Below are 19771 nucleotides of genomic sequence, written 5' to 3'. Positions count from 1 at the left end.
ACTGCCAACCCTCCATGTCCGGTGTGGGTTACAACCTTCTGCACACGATCTATCAGTCACGATTCAGGGAAAAGAGAAACGCCGCAGCAAGGTTTCGAATGCGGTGTTCTAAAAATGAAGTCTTATACTCCTGGGGCAGCTCCAGGGCTGTGAGGAGGGTGGCGGTGTACTGTGAGACATCCCGGGTACCCAGGGGCAGTTTTTTTCCTACCAGCTCAGCATCCGAAGTCCGGCTTTGTAGGATCCTCGCACCCCCGAGACAGATGCTTATACGGAGATCCTCAATACTATTTTGATGCACGGCCCCCAGGGCGCAGAAGGAAAAGTCCTTTCCGCCGAAACCGCGACCCAGTTCAAGACGGCGAGTTTCCTGGATATTCCAACGGTCCAGGGGAATACGGATTCGGGTGACAATCTCCCCAGGCTGGAGTGCCGGACTGCCATCCTGATCCAGCAAACGACCCGCCGGGATCCAGCGGGAAGCGCCCGATCGACGTAATTCAATCTTTGAATCATTGAGAATGAGGATGGGTAGGAGCCCGAGGTGGTGGGCTCCTGCACAGATGTTTCCTCCGAGGGTAGCAAGACTTCTCACCTGGGGGGTGCCGATGTCTTTAACGGTCTGTCGGACACCCCGGGGAACAACGTGGGTACTGAGATCGTACATCTTCTCCAAAGAAACCATTGCACCGATATCTACATACCGGTCGGAACGGAATACCCTGGACAGTTCCTCGACGTAGGCAAGGGATACAATGTCACGATCCTCGGGTAGTGGATCTTTTTGGAGGGAGAGGTGGGTCGCGCCGGCAGAAACTATGCACTCTGGCCGACGACGGAGAATGTTTAAGGCATCATTGAGGGTTTTCGGAATAAAAACCCGCTGATTAGCGACGAGTGCCATGAGCCCTCCGTTTCCTCCGAGCCGAGGCTTCGGACACTGCCTTGAAGAAGGGGCCCGGGGCGGTGCAGGTACACCAGGTACGGGTTATATAGCTGCGCATATCCTCTTCCTGGGGGGTCTCAAACTCTCGGAGAATAGCCTCAGCCATGAGTACCTTGGTTCCTGCACAGTATTTGCAGGGAAGGAATCCTGTTTTTAAAAAGGCCCATTCAATATCCACAAATTCATCGGTGGTTAGGAAATACTCTACAGTCTCAATCTGCTTCTGTTTTAGGTGGAAGGCGGGAATCATACAGCTTGCAGCCAGGTGGTCATTCATCAAAACCGTACAGGAACCACAATGCCCCTCGCCGCAGCCCGAGTGGACGCTTTTTATTCCAAGGTTGCTCCGAAGAATTTTCAGAAGGGTCTCTCCGGGGGGGACATCAATATACTGATTCTGACCGTTAAGAAGGAAATCAAGCTTCATACTTCCTCCATATAGTGATGGATAAGTTCCGGGGTGATGGGAATTTGGTCGAAGTATTGTCCTGTAGCTTGACTCAGGGCTGAGAGCAGGGCCGCGGGAATTGCTGATTGGGCCAATTCACCGATCCCTAGCACCGCTTCCTGGTAGAGGGCGGTTCTGCGTTTCGCAAGGCCGGTGAATCCCTCGGGTTCTATGAATTCTACATGAATAGGGGGGGTGCGGGATAGGCCTGTGGGACTATGTCCGGTTGCCAGATGGGGAACCAGGCGGGTTCGTTCGAGATCCCATCGTTGGTTTAGAGCCCAGCTGAGGGTCTGGATTACACTACCCTCAATATGAGCCCGGGCCTGACTGTTATAGAGAATCCCCCCCGCGTTGACAACTACCCAGACTCCGGTTACCGACGGCTGGTAGGTTACCGGATCAACCCCAACCTCCACCGCAGCCCCTGCCCAGCTGGTGGTGTAGTAGGGATTCCCTGAAAACTGCTCATCATCCCAGCTGCCCCGGGTTGAAGGCCGGTACGTCTTTACAATTTCCAGGGGTAGGGGCTCCCGGAAGCGCTGGCGCTGGAGGGTTTTGCAGCTCTGTTCTATGAGTTTCCGCATTATTGTTATATTTCGGGATACGCTGGACGGCCCCGCATCGGGAACCTCAAGGGTATTGGATTGAACAAGCTCGATGGATTCTTCGGGGACATCGAAGAATTCCCGCACCATATCCCGCCAATGGGCCTTCAGGGAAGAGGACCCGGGAGAGGAACTGGCGTAGAGCTTGATGGTTCCGTCGGTTTCGAGGCGGAGCCTGACACGGGTTTTAAAATACTGTTCGGTAGGCCGGGTGAACCCGTTGCCCTGGAATCCCAGCGCCATGCCGATACCCCGGAGCTGGTGTAACAATCCCCTGCCCAGGGTATTTTCCTGCCGGCTACGGCTTTTTCTCAGTACCTCGAAGGCGGAAAATTTCCTGGAAAAATCGGAGATTTCCCCGAGGCGGGGCAGGATGGTAAACACCTCTTCGGGGTTAGGAAATTCCGCTCCTGTGGGATTTTGCTCCCCGGGGTGCAGAAGCAACCCCAACCGAAGTTCCATGGGGTCTACGTTTAGCACCTCCGCCGCCCGATTCATCTGAATTTCCGTACAGGTTTGAGCCTGAGGGCTGAGAAACCCGTGGAAGATGCTCATGGGCTGGAGGTTCGTGCGGTGTAATTCCACCTCCACCAACCCCTTGGGACAGCGGTACCGGTAGAGGCTTGAAACTGCTACCTGCCGGAGAATCTCCTGGGTAAAGAGGGGGAAGGCACCCATATTTATCCGGTAGGTAATCCGCACCTCATCCAACCCTGTTTCGGCATCCACCCGTAGGCTATGGGAGCAGGTCATAACCGCCTGTTTCGTGGCGGTGAGCATCTCCTCCTCGGGGTCAAGAACCAGGAGTGCTGGGTTGCCGGTATGAATAGTGCAAAGGGCGGCGCCGAGGGCAACGATCTCAGAATCAATCAGGAGGCGGTCGTGGTACATTCCGGGAATGGTCGGTTGTACATCAACCCGGCGCGGCTGGAGTTTGCAGATTTGAGTGATACTGCGCTGAAGATGGTGGGGCCAGATAGCCGGGGTTCTTACCACCAAGATACCATCGTGTAAATAACAATATGCTCCGAGGCTTTCTCGCACGGGTTGAAACTGGGAATGGAGGTTTAGTTGGGAATGAATCTCATGGATGCTTGTATCCTGAATCTCGGACTCAAGGGAATCTCCTGGGTTATCGGAATTCGAATCATCCATCCCTTCTTCCGACCCGGAATCCAGCCACTGCACCTCCGGGAGAATTTCTGTATCCGAACCATCCTCCGCCGTGTTGGTTCCGGGCTGCTCCGGTGAGTCGTCCTCGGAAGGATTTTCCCCTTGGAGATCGGGCAGTCGGGGATTGGCGGCAGCAGGCCCTGGCTCTGCCCAGGTGGGTTCAAACCATGAGAACCGCCGGGTGGTAAAAACAGTAGAATCCTTGGGGATGAACTCTCCCGGGAGTTCCTCATATATGACCTGAATTTCCTGAAGGATGGCATCGACGTCTGCCTGGGAGGGGGCGTAGACCAATCCAATGGGCTGCCCCTGGAAAAAAACCTCATCCTCAGCAAAGAGGGGGAGAGAATTGCCAAAAAACTCCAGGTCTCGGGCACCGGGTAGATCACCGGGGAGCAAAACCCCGCCGCGCACTTCCTTAAGCCGGGACTCCTCGGGAATGTGGATACGCAGGATCTTCGCCCGGGCCTTCTCGGATCTGAGAAACCGGCAGGCCAAGGCATTCTCTCCAGGGAGATCGGTGATAAACCTGCTGCGGCTGGTTAGGGTTGACCTGACAGATCGAATCTTTGCCATTATCACAGAGTATCAAAGATTTTTTTGATTTCATCAACAACACGGTTACGGGATTCCGGAGGAAGGTCGGGGTATATCGGAATACTCAATCCACGATCCGCGCTGTACTCCGCCCGGGGAAACGCCCCCTCCTGCCAGCCGAGTTCACGGTAGTAGGGCATCCGGTGCAGGGGAATAAAATGCATGCTCGTCCCGATTCCGACCGCAGCCAACCCACGGTGAACCCTGTCCCGAATGGTCGAATTCGGAAACTGGAGGATGTACAGATGCCAGGCGTGACCCGCTCCGGTGAAAGCGGGAAGCTCAGCGAGAGATTCGAGGGGCTTTGGCGCCCCTGGGGAATCCGGATCCCCTGCCGGGGGGATTTGAATGCCATCCCACCCGAGAAAGTCCCGGGTGTAATCCCGGGCGATTGCCCGTCTAGCCTGGAGGAAGCCCTGAGCCTTTAGCAGCTGCTGTCTCCCCATGGCGGCGGCTAAATCGGTTAGGTTGTACTTATACCCAAGGTCGGTGACCTCATACTGCCAGGATGCTCCGGCATCCCGGTAGCGGTTCCAAACCTCTCGGCTGATACCATGGAGGCGTTTACGTTTCATTGATTCCGCCCAGGTCGCATTCCGGGTTACTACCATTCCCCCCTCGCCGGTGGTGATGGTTTTATTGGCGTAGAAGGAAAACACACCAATATCCCCCAGGGTTCCATGGAAGCCTGCCGAGGTTCGTGAGGGGAAGCTATGGGCAGCGTCCTCCACCAACCAGATACCCCGACTACTACAGAGCCCGGCTAACTCAGCCATGCGCCAACTGCAACCGCTAATGTGTACCGCAATCACCCCGCGGATGGGACTGCCCTGGCGCTCCCAATAATCCAGGGCTTCTGCCAGGGCAGCCGGATCCAAATGGAAGGTTCCCGGCTCAATATCAACGAATACTGGAATGCCGCCCATGTACCGTACCACCTCTGCGGTGGCAACAAAGGTGTAGGGGCTCATGGCAACCCGATCTCCCGGCCGAACCCCCAAAACATCCATGGCGAGATGCAGTCCCGCCGTTGCTGAGTTTACACTCAGGGTATGGAGGGGAGCAGTAGACTGGGTTTCCCCAGGGTTGTTCTCAAGAAACCGGGAGAATTCCTGTTCAAACAGCCGGCATTGCTCTCCCGAGGTGAGCCAGCCGCTTCTCATCACCTGGATAACTGCCTCTTCTTCTTCCCTGCCAAGGCTAGGTTTTGCGAAGGGGATGGTTGTAGATGTGGAATCAGAACTGGGGTTCATCGGTATTCTCCGGAAGGTCGGGTAACCGGGACGCGAGTATGCGGCGCAGCAGCTTTCTGTCCCGGTACTTTTCAGGCTGCTGTGAACTCCGGTAACAAACAGGGTAGAGCTGTTCAAGGAAATCGGCCAGACCCTTCCCTGTCCAATCAAGGGAGTTTTGAACCTCCAGAATTTTGGGAAACTCTGTGGTACGGGCGTGCTCAAAATCCTCGGTGAGGGTTTCGGTAAGTTTCTCACCCTTCCGGAGACCGATGACTCGAATGGGGATGTCCTGGTGAGGTTCGAAGCCGTGGAACCGGATGAGCTGTTCGGCGATGTCCCGAATAAAAACCGGTTCACCCATATCTAGGAGGTACAGTCCAGAGTTTTTCCCAACCCCGCCCGCCTTGAGCACCAAGGATACCGCCTCGGGAATGGTCATAAAAAACCTGCTGACCTCGGGGTGGGTTATGGTTACCGGGCCCCCGGTACGGATTTGTTCCCGAAAGAGGGGGATGATGCTTCCCCGGGAGCCTAAGACATTGCCGAACCGGACGACCATGGAACGAAAATCCGCCTGGGTTTTCTGCCCCTCGGACAGAACTATGGCCTCGGCAATTTTCTTGCTCGCACCGTATATACTACGGGGATTTACCGCCTTATCGGTGGAAATAAGTACAAACCGTTTGACCCCGTGAACCCGGCTGGCCCGTAGGAGGTTCAGGGTGCCGAAAACGTTATTTTTAATGGCATTCACAGGATTTTCTTCCATCATGGGTACATGTTTGTAGGCGGCTGCGTGAAAGACCACATCGGCCCGGAGCCGTTCCATGATGAAGTTGGTAAAATCTGGATCCTGGAGTTCACCGATTACCGGAACGATGGTGGCCTCTTCTCCCACACCCTCTTGTTGCAGTAAGCGAAGTTCCCGGTCGATCTCATAGATACTGTTTTCACCATGACCCAGGAGATAGAGACGCTCGGCTCCGCCGTGGAGCAACTGCCGGGCAATCTCGCTGCCAATGCTCCCTCCTGCGCCGCTGATAAGAACCCGCTTACCCTTCAGGTAACCCAGACTCTGTTTCAGTCCGATTCTCAGGGGCTTGCGCCCCAAAAGGTCTTGCAGATCAAGCTCCCGGGTTTGGACGAGATGAGCCTCTCCCTCAATTATTTGCCCCACATCCGGCAGAATTCTGATCCGGGGGAAGCCTGCCCGTTTGAGGTGGGCGAAAATCTCCCGGATCCGCTCTCGTGGAGCCGAAGGCATGGCTATAAGGGCCTCATCCTTAGCCGAGAGACTCAGTATATCCAGAACGTCGTCAACGGGTCCGAGGACCGGAGCCTGTTCGATGTGGGTTCCGATTTTTCCGGGATCATCGTCCAAGAATGCGGAAATGGGTCCGTAGATTCCCTTGGCAAGAATTTCCTTGGCAATGGTTCGGCCGGCGAAGCCTGCACCAATAATATAGATACTCATCGGGATTCTACTCCTTCAGCCGGGGGCCCGTCGGTTTCCTGGCTGGGGGCTGCTTCCTCGAACCCTAGATCAATCAGATGACTGTTCTGGTACAAATCCAGACGGATTCGTATCCGCTGTTTACGGCGGTTAACCTTCACTATGCATCCCTCCAGACCTTGCAACGGGCCGGAGAGTACCTGGATCCGGCCCTGCTCACGAAAAATGACCTTAGATTGTCCCAGCACCCTGCCGCCATGAATGAGGTGGCGCAGCAAATCCCGTTCGGCGGCAGATAGGGCCTGGGGAGCCTGGTTATCCGGCAAAAACCGGTAGAATCCCGGAATTTTTCGCAGGGCGAGAACCATCTCCGGCTCAACTGTTTCTGTTTCAACGAATAGGTAACTAGGGAAGAGCAGGGATCGCTCCTTCCGTACCCTGCCAGCCCTACGGATGGAGAGCTCGCGTTCCGGAGTATGGAATTTCACATTCGGGGACACCACCCCCCGGTTCTGGAGGTATTGAATCACCTTTTTTTCATCCCCTGTTTTGACCTGGCACACGAACAGCGGCATGGTTACTCTTGGGCTCCTTTTTTGGGGAAGAGCCGGGCCGATTCCTTAATTGCCTGCAGCTTTTTACCCTCCTCAGGATCCTGTTTTACCCGCTGCAGATATTCGCGGAAGAACGCCAGAAACACTGCGAGGAAGAAGGCGCCGGCTGTACCGACCACCATGATCATCGCCCGGGACGGGGCAGATTTTTTCTCTGGCACCTCGGCAGGGCCGATTACCTGGAATGTGCTTGTTTTATCGGCGTTTTGAATCCGGATGGATTCTGCTTGGAGCAGGAACTGGCTGTAGAGGGATTCCTGGAGCTGGAGCTCTCTAGCGAGGTCCTGGTATTCCAAGAGCACCTGATTGATCTGGCTTTCGGGAATGGTATCGATGGGCAGGTTTTCACTATCTCCGTACCGCAGCTCCCGTATGGCATTCTGGAGTAGGGTGATTTCATTGCGTAGACGCCGAACCTGGGCTGCATCCTCGGAAAGGTATTCCAGAAGCCCCTGAATCTCCAGCTGTTTCGTTACAATCATGGCTGTGTACTCGGCGATCAGCTGGGGTGCCTGAAAGGACTGAGCAGCCCCGGCAGCCGAGGCGGCCGTACCCAGGGGTACGAAGAGCTGGTTCTTTTCCTGAAACGTCTTTAACCGCTGCCGGGCAAGGTCCTTATTCCGGGCAAATTCCTCCACCCGCTCTTCCACGAAGGCCAGGTTTTGGTTGTTCCGCTCCTGGTTTATTGAGCGGTAGAACCGTTCCAGATGAACTACCACCGTATCAATTATTTCTTTGGTGAACTCCCGGTCCGTATCCTCAAAGGTAATGGAAAAAATGCCGGAGTCGCTCTTATACTCCACAGTCATGTTATCGGAGAGGAACTCTCTGGCAGCTGTCTTGGGGTTCTCATCCAGGTTCAGACGCTCATACAGATCAAGATCCTCAGCTACCGAATCAAGCAGGGGTCTGCTTTTCAAGAGTTCCTGCGCCAGGGCTGCTTCGGGTGATACGCCCCCCCCGGTGAGCCCCGCAAGGCTGGCAATTCCTGCAAGTCCGCTGTCGCTGGAGCTGGATAGCAGGTTGCTTAATGAACCGGAGCTATTCTTTGCGGTCAAATAGATCTGAACCTCGCTGGTAAATGTGTCGGGTACCAGGTTAAGGGGATTTTCCGCCGGGAGGAATTTTGCCAGGAGATTGATTGCCAGCAGCAGGATTATCGCACCTAGGGTAACACCGGCAATGAGCAATTTCTGCTTCATCAGGACGGCAACCAGGTCGAGCAGGGAAATGGTGCTGCGTACCGGCTGGTATAGTTGATCCCCGGAAACGGGTAGCTGATTATCTTGTATATGGGTTGAGTGGTCTTGATCCATGGGTTCTCCAGGGTGGTATGGGGTTCTCAATCGCCAAAGACTATCACATGAATACTGTCCGATCAATCATCAACAGCCATGAGAACCCTGCCGATACTGCTCCTATGAGATATACTATCACTATATGTATGCTTCTGCTGGTCAGCCTATCCGCCGGGGGGCAGTCCATGATGGTCGGGGTGTTCGGCAGGGCAGATGGCTGGAGGATTCCCGAGGAGATTACACCTGGGGAAAATCCTGCCGGCCTGAGCACCGAACTGATGCGGAATATCGAATCGGGATTGATGGCTAGCGGGTTCGATCAGGGGTACATTACCTTTAATACCCCGGCGGTACTGCATCAGAATCCCCTTGAATCCCAGGATCAACAACCCCTGTACCAATTAGCCCGCCAGAATGGGGTTTCGATCTTGTTGGTAGCCGAGGTCCGAATTGAGTATCTACCTACAGTCCGGAGTGTAAGGGCCCAGGGCCAGTTGAGTATGATTGAGATTGCGACGGGCAGGGTGCTGGAGCAGGAACTGTTGACAGACATTACTCCGGGTAACGCCCTTGCCGATGTCGAGGAGATTTCAGGTCGGATGATTTTATCCTTATGGTAGATAGGAAAGGTGCCGAACCTGATAGTGGAGGACTGGAACGTTATGAAGCGATTTTTGGGTTTACTAATTCTGCTACTCTATTGTATTGGGGCGATTTTTCCCCAGCAACTCTGGACCGGAAATGCCCTCCAGAGCGGTAGTTCCGATTTTGGAGCCCAGGGGCTGTATGCGGCGTCCAACGCCTTTCCCCTGGGAACCCTGGTTGATGTTACAAATCCCCTAACCGGTGAGACTGTCAGGGTCGAGGTGACTTCCAGACTCCGGGATCCAGGATTGTTTCTGCTGTTATCCTCCCAAGCAGCACAACAGCTCGGCGTTGAAGGACGGTATCCCACGGTTGTTCAGGCTGAACCTGTTGCCAGCCGGTCGGATTCCAGTCCTGGGGTGGCCGAGGATGCTCCTTTTTCTACCGATCCTGATCTGAATCCCGCTGCTTCGGTGGGAGATCCCAATGCATTTCTCTTCGATGATTCGCCGGTACCCGAGGTGGTGGTTTCCCCCGAACCCGTCGAAATTCCCGAGCAGCCGGTCCGCCAAGAGCCCGGGGAGACGCAACCCCAGATCGTAGAGCCCTCCTCCCAAACCGATCCGGCCCGACCCGATTCGCAGGTCGCTCAAGGCCGACCCTCGGGTGAACCGGCCCCATCCTCAGAAACAAGCCCCGAATCAACCTCAGCCGAATCCTCCGAGGCGGCTTTCCCGGGGGATCAGCCCGCCGTACCCAGAGATACGCCCCTCCAGGATCCCTTCGATCTTGCCGTGGACAAGTCTCTCCTGCTTGCGGAGGTTGAGTCCGTTCAGGACCGAGAAACACCCGAGGAAGGGCCGGGACCCCTCCAGGCTCCTGAGCAGTCCGCCGAACCTATAATCGATCAACCCGCCCTTGCCCAGGCTCCGGATGTAGAGCCGCCCGTTTCCCCGACGCCGGAATCAGGCCCATCGGATCCGGGTGTTTCCGAATCCGGAACACCCGAACCCTCCGAGCAGGGGAAGCCCCCCGGGCCGGTTCCCGCCAAGGTCCGGCCCCTCCCATCCCAGGGGATCCGTTCAGCCTTGGATCAGTTCGGCCCGCCCTCGGTCAATACCGCGAGTATATTAGCCCGGCCTCAGGAACCTTCTCCCCTGGGGGTGGAAGCACCCGAGGAACCGCCGGTCACCGATGGTTCTCTGGTAGCAGGACTCCCCCTGGGCCGGGAAACGGCCCTTCCTCAAGGGGAAACGCGGAGACCTGAGTCTTCAGAATCTCCAGAAACCCAGCCTTATGCCTCACCCATGGCCGGAAATCCGGCCGACCAGGCCTTAGAAGATTATTTCCAGCGCTTCGGAGGAGCTCCATCATCTCTGGGAGCCCTGGGCGCCGAGGAGGGAGAGGTGTCTCTGGCTCGCCAGATTCCCCCCCAGGGAAGCCCCGTGGCTCTGGCAGATGTTCCCCAGCCGAAAACAGACTTTGCCCGGGTTGAGGTGAGTCCCGGACGCCTGCAACCCGGTTTGGCCCAGGATTTGACGGTCCCGGGATTGCCCCTGGCTTCTTTCGCCGCCGAAGCGGAAACCTATGACGATCTCTTTCCCCGTCTCCCAAGCCCCGGAGAAGCAGTCCCGGAGGTGGCGGGACTACCCCAAGCCCAGCCTGCCGAACGACCCCTGCCCGAGGAACCTTCACCGAGACTGTCCGCTCCCGGAGGAATTCGCCAGGGCTTAACTGACGCCGTCCCAGCTCCCCAGGTGGCTGCTCCTGAAACACCGGATGCCCCCCTTCCCAGGGAACAGGCTCCCGAGGCAGGGCGGTACATTATTACCTTGGTCCCTGCAGAGTTTAAGCCCCCCGAGGAAGATACTCCCGAGACGGGACTCTATGCAGAAAGCGGTCCGGAATCGGCCGGGGCAGCAGATTTAGCCGCCCCTCAACCCCGTCAGCCCGATTCAGGGTTGTACGCATCGGCCCAGGATCCCAAAGCTGATTCAACCCTGGCGGAACCCAGCCGCCGCGATCCTGAAACCGGGCTGTACAGCCAGGCTGGTCCGGAAACCCCTGTGGCTGCCGGACTAAGCGAGCCGGGTACACCCCCCAAACCAGGGGCCGAAGTACCCGGAGAACAGGTTGCGGTTCCTCCGAAGGACCAGTCACCTGCAGATCTTCAGGCCGAGCCCCCTCTCATGGCCCAGGCTCAGGAGCCCTCGGATGTAGAGGGTCGTGTCGCTCTTCCTGCAGACCCGGAAACCCCGGAACGCCTGGATCCCGCCCAACCCGGTCCGGAACAGGATCCGAGGGTAGCGGCGTTGGCTGAGCCCCAGGCTACAGCCCCGTCGACTCCGGAAACAGGAACCGATCGTGAGCAGGTACTGCAGACGGCGGATGATTTGTTGGTATTCCTTGAACCCGTAGAGGACCGAACTCCCGCCGGACCTGAACCTGACGACAAGACCGAGCCTGATGGCAGCCCGGAACCAAGCAGACCGTCGGTCACTTCGGCTCCGAGCACCCAGCCCGGTAAGTTCCCGGCAGAAAAGGAAAGTCCCGAGGCAATACTAGCCCAGCTTCCTATCGTGACCCGTCTGCAGCCGGAACAGTATTACCTTCAGGTGGGTGCGTTTTCTAATCCGGAATCCGCCCGGACTGCCGTATCGGCCATCAGCCCCGGCTATCCCATTGCTGTGGAGCCGATTAAGAGCGGCGAACGCCAGCTCTACCGGCTCTACGTCGGTCCCTTAACCGAGGATGAAAAAGGAACCGTCCTCTATTGGTTCAGGGCCCGGGGGTATCGGGACGCCTTTATTCGCCAGGGTTTATAGGGTACACTGGGGTGTATGAGCAAGGATCATACACCCGTACCCCAGGAAATCCTGGATGAAATCAACGAGCTTATTGAACACCTCAGCGAGTACCAACGCTATTACTACGTAGATGCAAAACCCCGGATATCCGATGCCGACTATGATGCTCTTTCTAACCGACTGGAGGATCTGGAGCGCCGGTATCCCCAGGCGGTTCGGCCGGATTCTCCTACCCAGCGGGTTGGTTCAGACCTCTCGGCGGACTTTCCGGAGGTTGAGCATAGCATTCCCGTCCTCTCTCTAGATAAGGCCTACAGTCTGGATGAACTGGAGCGGTGGCTCACTAAAATGACCGGCCAGGGGGCGGGCCGCTACGTTGTTGAGGAGAAACTCGACGGTGCCAGCCTGGTTCTCTATTATAAGGATGGGATTCTTGACAGAGCGGTCACGCGGGGAAACGGCCGGGTAGGTAATGATATTACTGCCAATGTCCGTACCATCTCCCAGGTGCCTCTGCGCCTTCCCCTGGCTCTTACCGGTCCTGTCAGGGGAGAAGTGTATCTTTCCAAGTCGGATTTTGAGGTAATAAACCGGACCATGGAGACCCCCTATGCGAATCCCCGGAATCTTGCTGCGGGAAGTCTGCGGCGGATCAAAAGTCGGGAGGTCGCCTCCATACCCCTAAGAATATTTGTCTATGAGGCCTTCTTTGAGGATGATGGTCTCTCCGCTGCCTGGGAGCTCCTGGGCCGATCCGAGGCCGCTTCGATCAGCCTTCAAGACCAACACCACGGCCGAAGCCACTGGATGAATCTTATCCTGCTCGAGCGGCTGGGGTTCCCGGTGAATCGGCGCACCGCCCTTCTTTCCGCCATGAATCCAGGACCTCATCCGGTAGGTCTTTCCCCACAAGAAGCGGAATACCCCGAGGAGGCCGGCGCATCCGCCGAGACAAGTTCCTCCCAGCAACCCGCCCCGCCCCGAGATCAAACCGGAGGACATCCAGGAGGGTACGAAGGGGGGGGGAACGACTCTACCCCGGGCACGCCAAGGGAAAACAAGGCTGGTCAACATACCCTCATCCGTCAATTGGAGCACTATCTGCAAACCGAAACCCGGGAACGAAGTTCCCTGGATTATGAGATCGACGGATTGGTTTTGAAGGTGGATGACCTTCAGCTTCGGGAGACCCTCGGTTACACCGGCCACCACCCCCGGTGGGCCATGGCCTATAAGTTCGAAAGCCCCCAAGGAATCTCCCGGGTTATCTCCATCGACGTACAAATCGGCCGAACCGGCCGGGTCACCCCCGTGGCCCGGATCGAAGCGGTGGAAATCGGGGGGTCCACCATCCAGAACGTAACCCTGCATAACCAGGACTACATCAACGCCCTGGAGCTGGCCCCGGGCGATCTGGTCCGGGTGAGCCGCCGGGGCGATGTCATCCCCGCCATCGAAGCAGTGGAGGAAAAGGGCGAGTCCCAGCACCCCGTCTGGCAGATTCCCCAGGCCTGTCCCACCTGCAGCACGCCCCTGGTAAAAAACGGCGCCCACCATTTCTGCCCCAACTTTGATTGTCCGGACCGCCAGCTCGGACGGCTGGTGTTCTTTCTAGGCAGGGATCAAATGGATATCGAAAACCTCGGTGCCGAAACCGCCGAACTGCTTTGGCGCCGAGGCCTCATTCACGATATTCCCGATATCTATCAAATCCCCTATGAAACCCTCCTGGATCTGCCGGGCTTCGGCGAAAAAAAGATACAGCTCATCCGCCAAGGGGTGGAGCGCAGCCTCGGTCAGCCCTACCGCCTAGTATTACCGTCCCTCGGCCTTCCCGATGTCGGCCCCAAGGTCACCGAACTGTTGATAACCCAGGGGTACCGGAGCATCGATGATCTTTTTTCTCTCATTGATAGGGGTGATTCCAATGCTTTGTTAGAGATCAAGGGATTGGGTGAACGGACCGTTGAGCGACTGACCCAGGCCCTCTCCGAACCGAGACTACGAAACCTGGTAGCCCGGCTTCGGGAGGCGGGGCTGCAATTCAGCCAATCCCCGGAGGATGGCCTGGATTCCCGGGATAGCCGCCTTCCCCAGATCTTTGACGGTCAAAGCTGGTGTGTAACCGGTAGTTTCGAGCAGTTCAAACCCCGAGACCTTGCCATGACTGAGGTGAAAAAACGAGGGGGTACGGTGGTTTCTGATGTTAGCGGAAAGACTACCCACCTCCTGGCAGGTGAAAAAGCCGGCAGCAAGCTGAAGAAGGCTCAAAACCTCGGCGTTCAGGTAGTGACCGAGAAGGAATTCCTGGATCTGTTGGAGTACCCCAGGGAATAACAGGGAGGCAAACTGGCTGAGATTTAAGCCCAATCCCTTGTATCTCAGTCCGGATGACAGTGTTCTCGGACAAAGACCCGGTGGCGTATGTAAAACAGGCTGTCCAGCAACTCCCTGTCCGTAATGCCCGGCCCCTGCCAGGGGATGACCAGGGCTCGGCCAACCCCGGGCAGCTCCCTATAATCGGCCCCCGCCAGAGCTCCCCGGCAGCCCAGTAAGGCCGTGGTTACCGTCTCTTCCGTACCCGGGCCGCCGTATACCTGCATCCAGGGCTGTTTCATGACCCGCCGCCACCGGGCGGTCTTGGCCGGGAGGTCAAGGGCAGCGGACAACACTGCTACCCCGTATCCCGCTGACTGCTCAGATCCGTCGGTTAGAAACCCCACAAGCACGCCCCGGGGCTGCTCTACCAGGCTTTTTTCCGGGAACATAATGGGTACCGAGAGCCCGTCAACCCGGGCTTCCCCCTGGCTTGTACACTCCAGGGATGCCGCATGAATGTGCACCGGCCCCCGGGGCTGGTGTACCTCATAGAGGGTACTGGTGAACAGCCGATCGCTGTGGAGGTGGGGTACAAAGACCTCGGGCCGTCCATGACTAATAACAAAGAGGGTCATCGCCCGATAGCCCTGGGTTGTCAAATGGGCGAGCTCCGATAGATGGCGGGAGGCCCGCTGGCTCGGGGCATCGGGAAACATAGCAACTCCATGCTCCACCAAGCTGCACGCCTTCACCTCAATGAGAATCGTATCTCCCTCCTCGGTTCGGGCAAGAAAATCGAAACGGCTGGACTTGTCCTCTATCTCCGGAGGGGTATACTCCGGGATGAACTCTGCCCGGGGTAGTAGGGTGGGGAGAATCAGCTCCCTGGCCGCCAGGTTCGCCCGGACGGAAACCAGGGGTACGATGGATTGCTTATACCTCAACCCCACCAGACTGTATGCAAGTTTCCGGTTTGGGTTTGCTGCTTTCTCAAATAGAAGGGGGGTTCCGGGTAGGAGAAACTCCCTGAGGGCCCCGGGATTGGGGCAATGGGCGGTAAATTCCTCACCGGTGTCTGGATCCCGGGCAACGACGGCAAAGCGGTGAGGCCGGGAGATAAATAATCCTGTTCGGTGGGGAGTAAATATGTGCATGGTATATGGGTCCGGTAGAGGTACGCATCAGCCCTCTAAACGGTACAGGTAGAGCGGAAGGGAATGAGTACCTGGCAGGCGAAGAACCGGCCAGGTACGGGGGTACAGCCTTATTTCGGTGCAGGTCCGACCAGGCATAACCACTCTGCTTCGGCAGCCACCTCGTCCCCTACCATGGCCGTTCCGGATTGCTTCAGCATGCGGCCGCTGATTTTGAGGTTCTTAATAACCAGGCGAACCTCTTCATCGGGGCGTACCTGCCGTCGGAACTTAACCTTATCTACAGAAGCCAGGAAGAAGAGGTTTTCCCCTAGAATTCCCATCTCCCGGACACCGGCGCCTCCTGCCTGTGCCATGGTCTCTACCAGAATCACTCCGGGTACTACCGGATATTCCGGGAAGTGTCCCTGGAAGAACGGCTCTCGGCTGGTGTAGGTGCGGTAGGCAATGATCTCTTCCTGATCTGCCTTCTCCAATCGATCAATGAACAAAAACGGTTCCCTATGGGGAAGTAATTCCTTTATATCCTTCATAACAATAAGTATGGCATGGTGGTCTGGAGTGGTGCAAGTCGGAAGGTCGGTAAATTAAAAATATATTTGAATCCCGTTCAAGAATTAAACCCGGAATTGTTGACAGCCTTACCATACAATGGTAGCGTTCAAAGCGCTTTTACGGCCCTAAAACTACAAGGAGGTCGCCTTTATGGATTTGAAGGACATCTTTGCATTGATTGAAAAATTTGACGAAAGCTCCCTGTCGGAGATTAAGATCAAGAACAACGAGGAAACAATTTCTCTGCGAAAAGGAACTGATATACAGTCCCTTCCCGGGGCGATGTTTGCCCACCCCGGAGCCTATGCAGCACCCCATCCCGGACCAGCCATGGGACAGCCCGCAGTGCAATCTCAGGCGGAGAATGCACCGGCTCCCCGGGATGCCGGAACCACTGAGGGTTCATCGGCTGGTACCGAGGTTATCACCGCACCAATCGTTGGAACCTTCTACCGTTCACCGGCTCCGGACTCACCAGCCTTTGCGGATGAGGGAACCCGGCTGAATGCGGGGGATACCATCTGTATTATCGAAGCCATGAAGGTTATGAACCAGCTAGAGGCTGATTTCGATCTTGAGGTTGTGAAGATCCTCGTGGAGAACGGAGCAATGGTGGAATACGGCGCTCCCTTATTTGAGGTACGGCGCGTATGATTAAATCCATCCTGATTGCCAACCGCGGTGAAATTGCGGTACGGATTGTCCGGGCATGTAAGGAATTGGGGATCCGGTCAGTGATGGTATATTCCGAGGCGGACCAGCATTCCCTGCCTGTAAAAATGGCGGATCAGGCCGTGTGCATCGGTCCGGCCCAGTCTCGGGCGAGTTACCTCAATATCGATAATATCATCGCTGCTGCGAGTTTGACCCATTGTGATGCCATTCATCCCGGAGTTGGGTTTCTTTCTGAGAATCCGAAGTTCGCCAGAAAGGTCGAGGAGAATGGCTTTATTTTTATCGGACCCAAATGGCAGACCATCGCGGCTATGGGCGATAAGGTAGAGGCAAAACGGACCGCCCGAAAGTACGGGGTGCCCTGTATACCCGGGAGTGAAGGCTCCATTGAGGATATCGAGAAGGCCTACCAGGCTGCGGAAGAGATGGGATATCCCGTTATCATTAAGGCTGCTTCCGGGGGTGGTGGTAAAGGGATGCGGATTGTCCGTGACCCCGAGGATTTCGTCGGAACCTTGAAAATCGCTTCCTCCGAGGCTGAGCAAGCCTTTAACGATGGAACGGTTTACCTGGAAAAATATCTGGAAAATCCCCGGCATGTAGAGGTACAGATCCTGGCCGACAGCCATGGAACAGTGGTGCACCTCGGGGAGCGGGACTGCTCGGTCCAGGAAAATCACCAGAAGCTTGTAGAAGAAAGTCCGTCCACGGTAGTGACCCCAGAAATGCGGGAGCGCATGGGCTCGGATGCCGTGCGGCTATTTTCCGGCCTGGACTACGTCGGAGCCGGAACCATCGAGTTCCTTGTTTACGAAAACAACTACTATTTTATGGAGATCAACGCCCGGGTACAGGTGGAACATCCGGTTACCGAGATGGTTACCGGGGTCGACATCATTGCCGAGCAAATACTTGCCGCCTCCGGTCAGCGCCTGAGCATAACCCAGGATGATATTAAACTTGAGGGGTATGCGGTGGAATGCCGGATAAACGCCAAGGCACCTGGCAAGATTACCGACTATCTGCCCCCGGGAGGCTTCGGTACGAGAATCGACAGCTTCTTGTACAATGGATACATGGTGAGTCCCTTTTATGACTCCATGATTGCGAAGGTGATTGTGCGCGGGAAGGACCGGAATGCGGGGCTTGACCGAATGTATCGGGTCTTGGACGAATTGGTTCTCCACGGTGTCCCCACAAACACCGAACTGCAAAAGCGGATCATCTCATCAAAGATCTTCCGCAGCGGCGAGTACGGCACCGATGTGCTAAAACACATCCTGGCCGAGGAGGAGTAGGGTATGGCAACAACCTCTCTGGAAAAATTCTTTCAGAAACTGCTGCCCAAAAGCAAGCAAAATCTAAAATACGGCATGGTGGACGACCGGGTATTTGTTCAGAAGGAACATAAATGCCCTGCCTGCTCCGCCCACCTGGAAAATGACAAGCTTAAAGAAAACGCCTATGTCTGCTACAACTGTAATCACCATTTCAGGATCTCCGCCCCGGAGCGTTTGAGGTTATTGGCTGATAACGGCGAATACCAGGAGTTTTCAGCGGGGCTCAGTTCCCTGAATCCCTTGGATTTTCCGGAGTACGAGGAACGGGTGACCTCTGCGAAGGAGAAATCCGGTTTGGATGAGGCGGTAAAAACCGTGGTATGCAAAATTCTCGGGCGTGAGGCTGTGGTGATGGTCATGAGTTTTCAGTTCATGGGTGGATCCATGGGCTCAGTAGTGGGCGAGAAGATTACCCGGGGCATACTGCTGGCAGCCCAGCGGGGTCTGCCCTGTATCCTGTTCACCGCCTCGGGGGGTGCCCGGATGCAGGAGGGGATTTTGAGCCTCATGCAGATGTCTAAGACCAGCCATGCCATCGCGCTCCTGGAACAGACCCGCATGCCCTTCATCGTAGTCCTTACCGACCCCACCACCGGAGGGGTTACAGCCTCCTTCGCAATGCTTGGCGATGTTACCCTGGCCGAGCCCAATGCCCTGATCGGATTTGCCGGGCCCAGGGTCATCGAAGGTACCATCAAGCAGAAGCTTCCGCCGGGATTCCAACGAGCCGAGTTTCTCCAGGAAAAGGGCTTCGTTGACCGGGTGGTGCCCCGGAAGGACCTCAAGTCCACCCTGGCATTCCTTATGGACGCACACCTGGAGATTCAGGGGGTAAGTAAATGACAGAACGGGAAATCCGGAAAAAAATCCGAGAACTTAAGAGCCTGGCAAACCGCCATCAACTCGATATAAGCGAAGATCTGGCGAGGATGTCTGCGAAACTAGAGAAGGGGGAGCTTTCGGATCTCAGTCCCTGGCAGCGGGTAGAACTTGCCCGGCATCCCCAGCGGCCCACTACCCTGGAATACATTGAGCGGATGAGCGATGAGTACATGGAACTCTTTGGAGATCGCTACTTCGGTGATGATCCTGCCATGGTCGGGGGAATCGCCCGGATCGGCGGGGTAGCCTTCACCTTCATCGGGCATCAGCGCGGGAAGAACATGAAGGAAAACATGCGCCGCAACTACGGTATGGCCCAGCCTGAGGGGTACCGGAAGGCCCTGCGTCTTGCTCACCAGGCAGAGAAATTCGGCCGGCCGATCATAACCTTCGTGGATACCATGGGCGCCTACCCAGGTCTAACCAGCGAGGAGCGGGGTATCAGCGAGGCTATTGCCCGAAACCTTAAGGAGTTTTCCGTCCTTAAAACCCCGGTCATCACCACCATCATCGGTGAGGGCGGATCCGGCGGAGCCATCGGTATTGCTGTGGCGGACAAGGTCTTTATGCTCGAGAACTCGGTGTACTCCGTCATTTCTCCTGAGGGCTGTGCCTCCATCCTGCTTCGGGACGCAAAGAAGGCCGAGATGGCTGCCGGGTTGCTGAAGATTACCGCCAAGGACCTCTTGAGTCTTGGAATAGTTGACGGGGTCATAACCGAACCCCCCAGCGGAGCCCATAGCGATCTCAATTTTGTTGCCGCCCGGATGAAGGAGACCATTCTTTCAACCTACCGAAACCTATCGGGAAAAAAGATCGAGACCATCCTAAAGGAGCGCAGCAGACGGTTGTTATCCTACGGCGAGTTTCACGATCCCGAGGAGAAGGGTGATGGATTTTTTAAGCGCTTCTTCTCTTGGTAAGCTAGGGTGATTTGAAGCCGCTAAGCATCGGCGTGTGAGCCGCATATACAACAGCCTTGCTAGGGGCCCCGGAGTTGGGGGACCTTGCAAGGCTGTTTTTTGTTACCGCGTTTCCAGGATGTGTGAAATTTTGGGGAGTGTGCAACCGGTTGAACCGCA

At 56.2% G+C, this 19771-nt stretch carries 16 protein-coding genes; 7 read left to right on the top strand and 9 right to left on the bottom strand.

The features are described from left to right. Positions 1–52: 52 nt before the first annotated feature. Genes DC28_RS11245 through DC28_RS11215 form a run of 7 tightly spaced genes read right to left on the bottom strand, consistent with a single transcriptional unit; the run spans position 53 to position 8390 of the window. A complete protein-coding gene (locus DC28_RS11245; RefSeq protein ID WP_037548662.1) occupies positions 53–904 on the bottom strand; it encodes an FAD binding domain-containing protein in 852 nt (283 codons plus the stop codon). Further along, a complete protein-coding gene (locus tag DC28_RS11240; RefSeq protein WP_037548659.1) occupies positions 888–1373 on the bottom strand; it encodes a (2Fe-2S)-binding protein in 486 nt (161 codons plus the stop codon). Before DC28_RS11240 ends, DC28_RS11245 begins: the two co-directional genes overlap by 17 nt. Then, entirely contained in the window at positions 1370–3751 is a 2382-nt protein-coding gene (locus DC28_RS11235) for a xanthine dehydrogenase family protein molybdopterin-binding subunit (RefSeq protein WP_037548658.1), read from the bottom strand. The genes DC28_RS11240 and DC28_RS11235 overlap by 4 nt, the downstream gene beginning before the upstream one ends. A 2-nt stretch (positions 3752–3753) precedes the next feature. Continuing rightward, positions 3754–5025 (bottom strand): DegT/DnrJ/EryC1/StrS family aminotransferase, encoded by a 1272-nt coding sequence (locus DC28_RS11230; protein ID WP_037548656.1) that lies wholly within the window; start codon positions 5023–5025, stop codon positions 3754–3756. After that, a complete protein-coding gene (locus tag DC28_RS11225; RefSeq protein ID WP_037548654.1) occupies positions 5009–6481 on the bottom strand; it encodes a polysaccharide biosynthesis protein in 1473 nt (490 codons plus the stop codon). Before DC28_RS11225 ends, DC28_RS11230 begins: the two co-directional genes overlap by 17 nt. Continuing rightward, positions 6478–7035, bottom strand: coding sequence for an antiterminator LoaP (loaP, locus tag DC28_RS11220; RefSeq protein ID WP_037548652.1), 558 nt, complete (start codon positions 7033–7035; stop codon positions 6478–6480). The genes DC28_RS11225 and loaP overlap by 4 nt, the downstream gene beginning before the upstream one ends. A gap of 2 nt (positions 7036–7037) precedes the next feature. Beyond that, positions 7038–8390, bottom strand: a complete 1353-nt coding sequence (locus DC28_RS11215; RefSeq protein ID WP_037548650.1) for a GNVR domain-containing protein — start codon at positions 8388–8390, stop codon at positions 7038–7040. 104 nt (positions 8391–8494) lie between these two features. Between DC28_RS11215 and DC28_RS11210 the strand changes: the two genes are divergently transcribed. Genes DC28_RS11210 through DC28_RS11200 form a run of 3 tightly spaced genes read left to right on the top strand, consistent with a single transcriptional unit; the run spans position 8495 to position 14101 of the window. Next, complete coding sequence (locus DC28_RS11210) at positions 8495–8992, top strand: hypothetical protein (RefSeq protein WP_156104664.1); 498 nt, start codon at positions 8495–8497, stop codon at positions 8990–8992. A 42-nt stretch (positions 8993–9034) separates the two neighbouring features. Then, on the top strand, positions 9035–11782 hold the full coding sequence (locus DC28_RS11205) for an SPOR domain-containing protein (protein ID WP_037548646.1): 2748 nt from the start codon (positions 9035–9037) through the stop codon (positions 11780–11782). Between the two features lie 15 nt (positions 11783–11797). Next, positions 11798–14101, top strand: a complete 2304-nt coding sequence (locus DC28_RS11200) for an NAD-dependent DNA ligase LigA (protein ID WP_037548643.1) — start codon at positions 11798–11800, stop codon at positions 14099–14101. Between the two features lie 44 nt (positions 14102–14145). On the opposite strand, the gene DC28_RS15710 is transcribed toward DC28_RS11200, so the two are convergent. Both DC28_RS15710 and fabZ read right to left on the bottom strand, forming a co-directional pair. After that, on the bottom strand, positions 14146–15237 hold the full coding sequence (locus tag DC28_RS15710; protein WP_052078800.1) for a DNA/RNA nuclease SfsA: 1092 nt from the start codon (positions 15235–15237) through the stop codon (positions 14146–14148). 110 nt (positions 15238–15347) lie between these two features. Beyond that, entirely contained in the window at positions 15348–15770 is a 423-nt protein-coding gene (gene fabZ / locus DC28_RS11190) for a 3-hydroxyacyl-ACP dehydratase FabZ (protein ID WP_037548641.1), read from the bottom strand. A 172-nt stretch (positions 15771–15942) separates the two neighbouring features. Between fabZ and accB the strand changes: the two genes are divergently transcribed. From accB to DC28_RS11170, 4 genes are all read left to right on the top strand, one after another. Further along, a complete protein-coding gene (accB, locus tag DC28_RS11185) occupies positions 15943–16446 on the top strand; it encodes an acetyl-CoA carboxylase biotin carboxyl carrier protein (RefSeq protein WP_037548639.1) in 504 nt (167 codons plus the stop codon). Further along, entirely contained in the window at positions 16443–17765 is a 1323-nt protein-coding gene (gene accC, locus DC28_RS11180) for an acetyl-CoA carboxylase biotin carboxylase subunit (RefSeq protein ID WP_037548637.1), read from the top strand. The genes accB and accC overlap by 4 nt, the downstream gene beginning before the upstream one ends. A gap of 75 nt (positions 17766–17840) precedes the next feature. Continuing rightward, entirely contained in the window at positions 17841–18650 is an 810-nt protein-coding gene (accD, locus tag DC28_RS11175) for an acetyl-CoA carboxylase, carboxyltransferase subunit beta (RefSeq protein WP_052078815.1), read from the top strand. Then, positions 18647–19612 (top strand): acetyl-CoA carboxylase carboxyltransferase subunit alpha, encoded by a 966-nt coding sequence (locus DC28_RS11170; protein WP_037548635.1) that lies wholly within the window; start codon positions 18647–18649, stop codon positions 19610–19612. Before accD ends, DC28_RS11170 begins: the two co-directional genes overlap by 4 nt. Positions 19613–19771: the final 159 nt, after the last annotated feature.

The organism is Spirochaeta lutea, assembly GCF_000758165.1.
GTDB lineage: Bacteria > Spirochaetota > Spirochaetia > DSM-27196 > Salinispiraceae > Spirochaeta_D > Spirochaeta_D lutea.
The sequence above is the reverse complement of the archived record's forward strand: the minus strand, read 5'-3'. Positions and strand labels throughout refer to the sequence as shown.

Bases quoted from the DNA above. Each gene is read 5' to 3' on its own strand.
- accD (WP_052078815.1), top strand. From the start codon at position 17,841: ATGGTGGACGACCGGGTATTTGTTCAGAAGGAACATAAATGCCCTGCC.
- DC28_RS11215 (WP_037548650.1), bottom strand. From the start codon at position 8,390: ATGGATCAAGACCACTCAACCCATATACAAGATAATCAGCTACCCGTT.
- accC (WP_037548637.1), top strand. From the start codon at position 16,443: ATGATTAAATCCATCCTGATTGCCAACCGCGGTGAAATTGCGGTACGG.
- DC28_RS11240 (WP_037548659.1), bottom strand. From the start codon at position 1,373: ATGAAGCTTGATTTCCTTCTTAACGGTCAGAATCAGTATATTGATGTC.
- accB (WP_037548639.1), top strand. From the start codon at position 15,943: ATGGATTTGAAGGACATCTTTGCATTGATTGAAAAATTTGACGAAAGC.
- fabZ (WP_037548641.1), bottom strand. From the start codon at position 15,770: ATGAAGGATATAAAGGAATTACTTCCCCATAGGGAACCGTTTTTGTTC.
- DC28_RS11245 (WP_037548662.1), bottom strand. From the start codon at position 904: ATGGCACTCGTCGCTAATCAGCGGGTTTTTATTCCGAAAACCCTCAAT.
- DC28_RS11205 (WP_037548646.1), top strand. From the start codon at position 9,035: ATGAAGCGATTTTTGGGTTTACTAATTCTGCTACTCTATTGTATTGGG.
- DC28_RS11200 (WP_037548643.1), top strand. From the start codon at position 11,798: ATGAGCAAGGATCATACACCCGTACCCCAGGAAATCCTGGATGAAATC.
- DC28_RS11170 (WP_037548635.1), top strand. From the start codon at position 18,647: ATGACAGAACGGGAAATCCGGAAAAAAATCCGAGAACTTAAGAGCCTG.
- DC28_RS11210 (WP_156104664.1), top strand. From the start codon at position 8,495: ATGAGATATACTATCACTATATGTATGCTTCTGCTGGTCAGCCTATCC.
- DC28_RS11230 (WP_037548656.1), bottom strand. From the start codon at position 5,025: ATGAACCCCAGTTCTGATTCCACATCTACAACCATCCCCTTCGCAAAA.
- DC28_RS11235 (WP_037548658.1), bottom strand. From the start codon at position 3,751: ATGGCAAAGATTCGATCTGTCAGGTCAACCCTAACCAGCCGCAGCAGG.
- DC28_RS15710 (WP_052078800.1), bottom strand. From the start codon at position 15,237: ATGCACATATTTACTCCCCACCGAACAGGATTATTTATCTCCCGGCCT.
- DC28_RS11225 (WP_037548654.1), bottom strand. From the start codon at position 6,481: ATGAGTATCTATATTATTGGTGCAGGCTTCGCCGGCCGAACCATTGCC.
- loaP (WP_037548652.1), bottom strand. From the start codon at position 7,035: ATGCCGCTGTTCGTGTGCCAGGTCAAAACAGGGGATGAAAAAAAGGTG.